The sequence below is a fragment of the Psychrobacter immobilis genome, assembly GCF_904846285.1.
Classification (GTDB): domain Bacteria; phylum Pseudomonadota; class Gammaproteobacteria; order Pseudomonadales; family Moraxellaceae; genus Psychrobacter; species Psychrobacter immobilis_D.
Genome location: NZ_CAJHAD010000052.1, coordinates 1 through 2,023, shown reverse-complemented (window position 1 = coordinate 2,023; position 2,023 = coordinate 1). Strand labels below are relative to the sequence as shown.

3 protein-coding genes are annotated in these 2,023 nt (G+C 37.5%); 2 read left to right on the top strand and 1 reads right to left on the bottom strand.

Features of this window, described 5'->3' with window-relative positions; genetic code table 11:
- Window positions 1–115: 115 nt before the first annotated feature.
- On the top strand, window positions 116–1,051 hold the full coding sequence (locus tag JMX13_RS13455; RefSeq protein WP_201613316.1) for a replication initiation protein: 936 nt from the start codon (window positions 116–118) through the stop codon (window positions 1,049–1,051).
- A 24-nt stretch (window positions 1,052–1,075) separates the two neighbouring features.
- Here the strand turns inward: JMX13_RS13455 and JMX13_RS13450 are convergent, their stop codons facing one another.
- On the bottom strand, window positions 1,076–1,582 hold the full coding sequence (locus JMX13_RS13450; protein ID WP_201613315.1) for a plasmid replication DNA-binding protein: 507 nt from the start codon (window positions 1,580–1,582) through the stop codon (window positions 1,076–1,078).
- 220 nt (window positions 1,583–1,802) lie between these two features.
- On the opposite strand from JMX13_RS13450, the gene JMX13_RS13445 reads away from it, so the two are divergent.
- Window positions 1,803–2,023, top strand: a 221-nt coding sequence (locus JMX13_RS13445; protein WP_201613313.1) for a hypothetical protein, incomplete at its 3' end; no start/stop codon positions are given.

Below are 2,023 nucleotides of genomic sequence, written 5' to 3'. Positions count from 1 at the left end.
AAACAGTAAATGAGCAGAAAAAACAGTTGTATATTAACTACTGTTTATTTAACTGTTTTTAATGTTAATATAGCTTGAGTGTTTTTAAAAAAACAGTAAATGAGCAGGATTAAAAATGGAAAATAATTTAGTTGTTCAATCAAACGAGCTGATTTTAGCAACATACACAATGCAAAAAACAGACAAAGAGCTAATGCTTGCGTGTATTAGTCAGATAGACAGCAGACCTGACGCACCAGAAGTAACAAAACAGACTGAATTTAAAGTGTCTGTAGATGATATAAAGTCACTGTTCTTTGGTAAGAAGTCTAAAAACGAGCAGAACGTCTATCGTGATATGGAAAACGCAAGTAAGCGTTTGTATGACGTTGATATTGTAATGAGCTTGCCCGAAAACAAAATACTTCAAACAAGACTTATCAGTAGTATTGTCTATGACCCGGATAACGGAGAAGTTTCTTTATCTTTTGCAGAAAAGATTTTGCCTTATTTGACACAGCTAAGAGCTAATTTTACTAAGTATAAGTTGCTTGAAATCGGCGAGTTATCAAGTATCCACTCAATACGTTTATATGAATTGGTCGTTATGTGGGTTAATCAGTTTCAGTACAGCAAAGATTTTACACTTGAAGAATTTAAGCATGTAATGAATGTCAAAGGTAAATACAAGCAGTTCGGTCATTTGCGACAATTTGTTATTGAAACAGCTATTAACGACATTAACGAGAATACAAACTATAGTGTTAGCGTGGAGTATCAAAAGAAATCAAGAGGTAAGGGATTTAGAGGCTTAAAGCTGAGTTTCTATAAAAAAACATTAGACAAGCTAACGGGTGCAGACGGTGCATTATCGCAAGCAGCCATCCAGTCCATTGTCGATAGCGTGCAGTTTATGAATGACTATAACGATCATCCAAGCCTAAGTTATGACGGCAAAATGCAGACTGACGCATTTAAGCGCGAAATGATTCATATCATACAGCGAGAGCCTGAAAGCTTTAACAAGCCTAATAAGGCTTTAGAGAGCTATCTACCAAAGATTAAACATTAATACTTTTTCTAACATCCGTTATAGTTAAAAGAACCACCGTTTTTTCTTCTTAGCCGTCGCGACGACTGAATCGTCTTTTTTTTCTTGCTCTTGTGCAAGTGGCGGCTCATCGCTCATTTCAGCTTGCTTAAACTCTAACAGTCTCACTTGTGCGAAATCTTGGATACTGGCGTTGGCTTTATCCAGTGTTTTGTTCAATTGTCCTATCTGCTGCTGATAATTTTCTATTAACTTCTTTTGATCACTCACTTGTTGGCTGAGATGTTCATTCTTGAGCTTTTCAAGCGCTAATAGGTGCTCAATGTCCGTATTGTACTGAACACTTTGACTGTTCAGAGGTGTACTTTGAACAGTGTCCACTGAACGTTCAGTACGTTTTTTAGAAATTGGCTCACCAAACACGCGCAACATTTCTGAAACGTCTATTTTCTTATCTGCTGTTCTGGAAAGCTGGCCATCATTGACTTTCTGATAGATCGTCGTTCTTGATACACCCCATTCTTTTGCCGCTTTCGTCACCGATATGTTCATTGTTCACCTAGTGTTCAAGTACGTTTTTAAGACCTGTACAGTACAACTGTCCAGAACGTTCAGTGAACAACTATGGCATTAACCCGTCTATCAGGCAAATTATAAATAAACTGCTGTGTAAATCAGACGGTTGGTTATATAGCACTCACTTTATTGAACAAATATAGGGTATTATTAATGCTTGAAAGCAGTGTCTTAGGTCTTAAAGAAAGTAGGTTCTATGAAAAAACTTATTCTAAGTATGGCGTTATCTCTCTTTGCCTTATCTTCTCAGGCAGCAGTTACAGTCACTGATAATCCATTTTATAGTGATGTCGAGGTAGAACATCCGTTGTTTGCTAAAGGTGCTGGCGGCTCTCAATGTAAAGGCTTACCGCGCACTTGTGGGCAGATGGTTAGCTGTGAACAAGCCAAACAAGCACTCAAATGTGGAAATACCAA